The organism is Brevundimonas sp., assembly GCF_036405315.1.
Lineage (GTDB): Bacteria > Pseudomonadota > Alphaproteobacteria > Caulobacterales > Caulobacteraceae > Brevundimonas.
Window position 1 is genome coordinate 1 of the sequence record NZ_DASWXW010000038.1, and the last position, 5,573, is coordinate 5,573.

4 protein-coding genes are annotated in these 5,573 nt (G+C 68.6%); 3 read left to right on the top strand and 1 reads right to left on the bottom strand.

All coding sequences use genetic code 11. The annotated features are described in order from the left end of the window. Positions 1 to 1,203 (bottom strand): MHYT domain-containing protein (locus tag VGE49_RS02705; RefSeq protein ID WP_331033047.1); only part of this gene is annotated, 1,203 nt, incomplete at its 3' end. 154 nt (positions 1,204 to 1,357) lie between these two features. Between VGE49_RS02705 and VGE49_RS02710 the strand changes: the two genes are divergently transcribed. From VGE49_RS02710 to pstA, 3 genes are all read left to right on the top strand, one after another. After that, positions 1,358 to 2,782, top strand: coding sequence for a sensor histidine kinase (locus VGE49_RS02710; protein ID WP_331033048.1), 1,425 nt, complete (start codon positions 1,358 to 1,360; stop codon positions 2,780 to 2,782). A gap of 135 nt (positions 2,783 to 2,917) precedes the next feature. Then, the gene (gene pstC, locus VGE49_RS02715; RefSeq protein ID WP_331033049.1) at positions 2,918 to 4,348 is read left to right on the top strand and encodes a phosphate ABC transporter permease subunit PstC; all 1,431 of its coding nucleotides are present in this window, start codon (positions 2,918 to 2,920) and stop codon (positions 4,346 to 4,348) included. Then, positions 4,341 to 5,573, top strand: a 1,233-nt coding sequence (gene pstA, locus VGE49_RS02720; RefSeq protein WP_331033050.1) for a phosphate ABC transporter permease PstA, incomplete at its 3' end; no start/stop codon positions are given. The genes pstC and pstA, both read left to right, overlap by 8 nt.

The window sequence follows — 5,573 nt, forward strand, 5'->3', positions numbered from 1 at the left end:
GACGCCGTTCAGGGGCGTGCGGATCTCGTGGCTCATATTGGCCAGGAACTGGCTCTTGGCGCGGTTGGCGGCGTCGGCGGCGTCGCGCGCCTCGGCCAGGGCCTGGGCGTCGCGCTTCAGGTCGGTGATGTCGGAGCAGACCGTGACCGTGCCGCCTTCCGCCGTCTTGCGGTCCTGCACCCGAAGCCAACGCTCGCCGACCTGCTGCTCCATGGCGCCTATCGGTCGACGTCGATTGGCCATGCGTTCGGCGATCCAGGCCTCCTCGCGGCCGCGGGCCGCAGGATAGAGCCCGGCCTTGATCCCGGCCATGAGGACTTCGTGGAAGGTGACGCCGACCTTCAACGCGGCCGTCACTTCAGGGTTGATCTGGGTGTAGCGACGATTCCAGATCGCCAGCCGGTCGTCGGCGTCATAGAAGCCCAGGCCGTCGGGCATGGCCTCGATGGCCTCCCGCAGTTGGCCCAGGGCGCTGTGCCGCGACCACCAGATCATGCCGGTCAGGAAGGCGGCGATGATGGCCAGGAAGGCGACGCTGACGCCGACCCACAAGGCGATCGCCGTCTCGGGCGCCGCCGCCGTCGGCAGAAGCGCGCCGGGCGTGGGAACCAGAACAACGGCGCTCATGGCGACGAAGTGCAGCCAGCACACGCTCAACGCGCCGATGAAGGCGGTGGTGATGATGCGTTTCAAGCCGCCGAGGCGCGGCGCGAGAAAGGGGGCGCAGACCAGAGCCAGGCCGCCGACGACGGCGACCGCCACCAGGGGGGCGTTCCAGGCCAGCGTCGCTTCGGAAACGCGCAGCGCCGCCATGCCGACGAAATGCATGGCCGCCACGCCGGCGCCGCCGGTCAGCGCCGCCAGCACACGCCAGCGTCTCGACTCGGACGCAAGCGCCAGGACGGTGGCGAAGAAGAAGGCGATGAGGACGATGGCCAGCGACGCCACGGTCTCGCCGGGATCGTAGCGGACCGGCGCGCCGACGTCGTAGGCCTGCATGGCGATGAAGTGGGTGGCCCAGACGCCGACGCCCCCAACCAGGGGCACCGCGACCAGATAGACCCGACGCGAGCGGCGGGCGACGCTACGGGCCCGATCAAACAGGCTGGCGGCGATCAACATGCTGAATATCGACACCAGGGCCGCGAAAGGCACGATCCGCCAGTCGTGTTGCTGAACCAGACAGTTCAGGATCGTATTCACGTCTGAAGCCCCCGCGCGCCGTTGATGCAAACTGCCGCAAATCGGTGAAGAAAATACGCTAAGCGCGGGGTTTGCTGATGACGGTCGCCCCGCACGGTCGAGTCGCTAGGGACATATCGCGTGTCCGCTAAATAATGAGATAACGCCGATCATCATGCCGTACGAGCATTCGCCTTCTCCAGTCGCCCCCACCGCTTCGTCGCGCCTGTGGACCGCCGGCGCCAGCGGCGGGGTGGCGATTCTGGTGATGGCGGTTCTGGCGGTGATGAAGCCGGAACTGGCCGGCTGGCTGGCGATCGGCGCCGTGGCGGTGGCGACGGCGACCTGGCTGGTCAACCGGCGGCGGCCGGCCCCGGTCAGCATCAGCGAACTTGACGGCGGCGGAGCGGCCGATCTGGCGCCCGACGGCGCCTTGCTGGGCGATGTCTTCGAGGCCCTGGGCGATCCCATCCTGATCGTCAGCGGGGGCGAGGCGGACGACATCGCCGGGCGGCGAATCGCCCTGGCCAACGCCGCCGCGCGCGAGCTGTTTCGGCTGGACGGGGCGGGCGGCGGCTTGCTGGTTTCGGTGATCCGCGATCCCAAGGTGCTGGAGGCTGTGGACGAGGCTCTGTTCGGCGCCGTCAGCAACACGGTCGACTATGTGGGCGGCGGCGCGCAGGAGCGCCATTGGCGCGCCTTCGTCCGGCCCCTGCCCGAGCGGGACGCTCATCTGTGGGGCGCCGGCGCCCTGGCCCTGCTGGCCCTGCGCGACGAGACCGACGCCCGCCGCATGGAGATGATGCGCGTCGACTTCCTGGCCAACGCCAGCCACGAGCTGCGCACGCCCCTGGCCTCCCTGTCGGGCTTCATCGAGACGCTGAAGGGCCACGCCAAGGACGATCCCAAGGCGCGCGACAAATTCCTGGACATCATGGCCATCCAGGCCGACCGCATGGGGCGCCTGGTCGCCGACCTGCTGTCGCTGAGCCGCATCGAGTTGAACGAGCACATCGCGCCCCTGGGCCGGGTTGATCTGGCGCGCGCGGCCTCGGACGTGGTGGACGCCGTCAGCGTCATCTCGCGCGAGCGCGGCGTAACCATCAAGGCCGACCTGGGGCAGGGGGGCGCGACCGTGACCGGCGATCGCGACGAGATCGTTCAGGTCATTCAGAACCTGGTCGACAACGCCCTGAAATATTCCAGCAACGGCGGGGTGGTGGAGCTGTCCATCGATCGCGGCCGCACCCTGGACGAGGCCATGGCCGCGCGCATGCCGGAAGGGACGCGCCTGTCGCTGGAGACGCCCGACCGCGAGGCGGGGCAGAAATACGCCGTCGTCACCGTGCGCGACCACGGCCCCGGCATGGCGCGCGAGCACCTGCCGCGGCTGACCGAGCGATTCTATCGCGTCGAGGGCCAGAAAAGCGGCGAGCGTCAGGGCACGGGCCTGGGTCTGGCCATCGTGCGGCACATCATCATCCGTCACCGAGGCGGCCTGAGCGTGGACAGCGCCCTGGGCCAGGGCGCGATCTTCGCCGCCTGCTTCCCTCTGGCTCCCGCGCGCGAGGCGGACCCCTTGGGCGGCCCTGCGACATAGGCTGCGACACGGAGGAAGGGCGCCGTAACAGAACTGTCACGCAGCCGTCTTAATCCGCTCGCCAATCGCAGGCAGTTTCCCGGCCGAAACGCGCCGGACCCGGCACGTTAATGATTCACGCGTGCACGGACCCGGATGATCTGGATTTTCCTGTTACTGCTGATCGCCTTCTCCGGGCTCGCCTATCTGGGCGGGCGCGCCCTGGCGACGCGCCGCAGCGCCGGCGCCCGAGCCCACTCGCGTCCCGGCCAGCACGGCCTTTACGCCCTTATCTGGGTCGGCATGCCGGCCCTGGTCGTGTTGATCGCGGCCTCGATCTTCTCGGCGCCGCTGGAGCGTCAGATGCTGGCCGCCGGGGCGCCCGACAGCGTCACTCAATTGGAGCCATTCCGTCGCGAGGCCTTCTTCTCGGACGCGCGCCGCATAGGCGACGGTCTGGAAGCCCAGCAGATCTGGCCCGCCCCCTATGCCGAGGAACTGCCGGCCGAGGGCCGTCGCGCTCACAGCATCTCGTCGGCCCTGAACTGGGGCGGCGGCGTCGCGGCCCTGATCGCCGCGATCCTGGGCGGGGTCTTTGTCTTCGTTCGCATCCGTCCCGACCTGCGCGCGCGCAACAAGGTCGAGGGCTGGATCAGCCTCGTCCTGTTCGCCTGTTCGGCGGTGGCGGTGCTGACCACCGTGGGCATCATCTTCTCCCTGGTGTGGGACTCCTTGCGCTTCTTCAACTCGGTGCCGATCACCGAATTCCTGTTCGGGACCAAGTGGAGCCCGCAGATGGCGATCCGCGCCGACCAGATCGGCTCGTCCGGCGCCTTCGGGGCCGTGCCCCTGTTCGCCGGCACCTTCCTGATCATGCTGATCGCCATGCTGGTGGCGGGTCCGATCGGCCTGTTCTCGGCCATCTATCTGTCGGAATACGCCGGTCGCCGCACCCGCGCCGTGGTCAAGCCGCTGCTTGAGGTGCTCGCGGGCGTTCCGACCGTGGTCTACGGCTTCTTCGCCGCCCTGACCGTCGGTCCGGCCTTCCGCGTCTTCTTCAATACGATCGGCGGCTGGATGGCCGGCGGACCGCTGGACGGCGTGGGCCAATACCTGCTGCTGGTGCAGAACCAGATGGCCCTGGTGGCCGGCGCGGTCATGGGGATCATGCTGATCCCCTTCGTCAGTTCCCTGTCCGACGACATCATGAACGCTGTGCCGCAGTCCCTGCGCGACGGCTCCTACGCCATGGGCGCCACCAAGTCGGAAACGGTCAAGAAGGTGCTGCTGCCAGCCGCCCTGCCGGGCATCGCCGGGGCCTTCCTGCTGGCGGTGTCGCGCGCCATCGGCGAGACCATGATCGTGACCATGGCCGCCGGCCTGGCCGCCAAGCTGACGCTGAACCCGCTGGACACGGTCACGACCGTCACGGTGCAGATCGTCACCCTGCTGACTGGGGACCAGGAGTTCAACAGCCCCAAGACCCTGGCCGCCTTCGGCCTAGGCCTGACCCTGTTCGTCGTCACCCTGCTGCTCAACATCGTCGCCATGCGCATCGTGCAAGCCTATCGGGAACAGTATGACTGACGCCGCCCAAAACCCGAGCGCCGTCAGCCCGCGCACCCAGCGTCTTCAAGCAAGGCTGCGCGGCCGCTACGCCCGCGAGACCCGCTTCAAGTGGTATGGCCGTGCGGCCATCGGCGTGGCCCTGGTCTTCCTGGTGATCCTGCTGGGCAGCATCATCATGCAGGGCCGCACGGCCTTCTACAGCCACAGCGTGACCCTGCCGGTCTATATGGACGCGTCGCGCATCGACCGCTCCTATCCGCAGGGCGCGAACTTCGAGCAGATCGTCGCGGAGCAGCAGCTGCGCCGCCTGGGCATCCAGGACGACGCGCAAGGTTCCAAGGCCGCGGCCATGAAGGCCCTGTTCTCCTCGGAGCTGAAGTTCCAGGCGGCGGGCATGATCGCACGGCAGCCCGGCCTGCTGGGTCAGACCGTGCCCGTCACCGCCCCCCTGTCGGACAACGCCGACCTCTATCTGAAGGGCGAAATCTCCAAGGCTACGCCCGAGGATCAGCGCCGCATCAGCAATGAGCAGATGGCATGGCTGGACCGGATGAAGGCGTCGGGTTCCGTCCGCGCCCACTTCAACTCGACCCTGTTCACCAAAGGCGACTCGACCCAACCGGAACTGGCGGGCCTGCTGGGCGCCGTGGTCGGTTCGGCCCTGATGCTGCTGGTCACGGCCCTGATCGCCATTCCGGTCGGCGTCGGCGCCGCCGTTTGGCTGGAGGAATATTCGCCGCGCAACCGCATCACGGCGATCATCGAGGTCAACATCAACAACCTCGCCGCCGTGCCGTCGATCGTCTACGGCCTGCTGGGCCTGGCCCTGTTCATCAACTTCCTGCACCTGCCGCGCGCGAGTCCGCTGGTCGGCGGTTTGGTCCTGGCCCTGATGGCCCTGCCGACGGTGATCATCGCCACGCGCTCGTCGCTGAAGGCGGTGCCGCCCTCGATCCGCGAGGCCGCCCTGGCCATGGGCGCCAGCCGCACCCAGACGGTGTTCGGCCACGTCCTGCCCCTGGCCATGCCGGGCGTCATGACCGGCTCGATCATCGCCATGGCCCACGCCCTTGGCGAGACGGCGCCCCTGCTGCTGATCGGCATGATCAGCTTCGTCCCCGGCGTGCCGCACGCCATCGACGAGCCGGTCGGCGCCCTGCCTTCGCTGATCTACATCTGGGAGAACGCCTCGGAGCGCGCGTTCCACGAGCGGACCGCCGCCGCCATCCTTGTGCTCCTCGCC

Bases quoted from the DNA above. Each gene is read 5' to 3' on its own strand.
- pstC (WP_331033049.1), top strand. From the start codon at position 2,918: ATGATCTGGATTTTCCTGTTACTGCTGATCGCCTTCTCCGGGCTCGCC.
- VGE49_RS02710 (WP_331033048.1), top strand. From the start codon at position 1,358: ATGCCGTACGAGCATTCGCCTTCTCCAGTCGCCCCCACCGCTTCGTCG.